General features: G+C 32.3%; 1 protein-coding gene. It reads left to right on the forward strand.

Annotated elements, in window-relative coordinates:
• Positions 1–107 precede the first annotated feature (107 nt).
• Positions 108–1,241, forward strand: a complete 1,134-nt coding sequence (locus tag Q326_RS0114845) for an aldo/keto reductase (protein ID WP_026896067.1) — start codon at positions 108–110, stop codon at positions 1,239–1,241.
• Positions 1,242–1,356: the final 115 nt, after the last annotated feature.

Raw genomic sequence — 1,356 nt, forward strand, 5'->3', positions numbered from 1 at the left:
AAAGTTAAATACCAAACTTCTTACAAAGAAGCCACCGTTGCTTGTCTCGGTGGTAAGTTCACATAGAATGATATTTGAGAGTGGATAAAAATTAAGGGGGAGTCATAGTGCAATATAGAAAATTTGGTAATCTTGGATTTGAAGTATCTGCGTTGGGATTTGGATGTATGAGGTTTCCAACAATAGATGATGATAATGGTAAGATAGATGAAAAAAGAGCTATTGATATGATTAGATATGCTATAGATAATGGAGTAAACTATATAGATACGGCATATCCTTATCACCAAGGGAATAGTGAACCATTAGTGGGAAGGGCATTAAAGGATGGATATAGGGAAAAGGTAAAATTAGCAACTAAATTACCTAGTTGGCTTATAAAGACAGAAGAAGATTTCGATAGATTATTAAATGAGCAATTGGAAAGATTACAATCAAAGCATATAGATCTATATCTAGTGCATACATTAAATAAAAATTTTTGGAAAAATTTAACCGAATTAAATCTATTGAAATTTTTAGATAAGGCAAAGGCAGATGGCAGAATAAAACATGTAGGATTTTCTTTCCATGACTCTATTGACCTATTTAAAGAAATAGTCGATGCATATGATTGGGAGTTTTGCCAGATACAATTAAATTATGTAGATGAAAGGTATCAAGCAGGAATAGAGGGTCTTAAATATGCGTCTAGTAAGGGTCTTCCAGTGGTAATTATGGAGCCTATAAAGGGGGGAAAGCTTGCAAGAGAGCCAAAGGGGGAGCTGAAAAAGATATTTGATAATGCCCCTGTACATAGGACACCAGCAGAGTGGGCATTAAAATGGCTATGGAATAAACCAGAAGTTACTGTGGTTTTAAGTGGTATGAGCACAGAGGAGCAATTAAAGGAAAATTTACAAATAGCAGATAGATCTTTAGTCAATACATTAAACAAGAAAGAGATAGAGTTCATAGATAGTATAAAAAAATTTTATAAAGATAATGTGAAAGTAGATTGTACAGGATGCAAATACTGCATACCATGTCCACAAAAGATAGCAATACCAGATATTTTTGAATTATATAATGATGGATATATGTATGATCTTTTAGATAAGTCTAAAAAATCTTATGAGTCTGTAATCGATAAAAATAGAGATGCATCACAATGCATAGAATGTGGAAAATGTGAGGCAAGTTGTCCTCAAAACTTACCTATAATCACTGATTTGAAGAGGGCACATAGAGATTTAATCTAAATTGAGATAGTAAAAGGAACTAAAAGGGGCTGTTTCAAAATATAGTTCCTAAATAAAAGAAAAAGAGCTAAAAAATCTATTGATTTTTCAGCTCTTTTTTAGTATGTTTTATCTG

Source organism: Clostridiisalibacter paucivorans DSM 22131 (genome assembly GCF_000620125.1).
Taxonomy (GTDB): domain Bacteria; phylum Bacillota; class Clostridia; order Tissierellales; family Clostridiisalibacteraceae; genus Clostridiisalibacter; species Clostridiisalibacter paucivorans.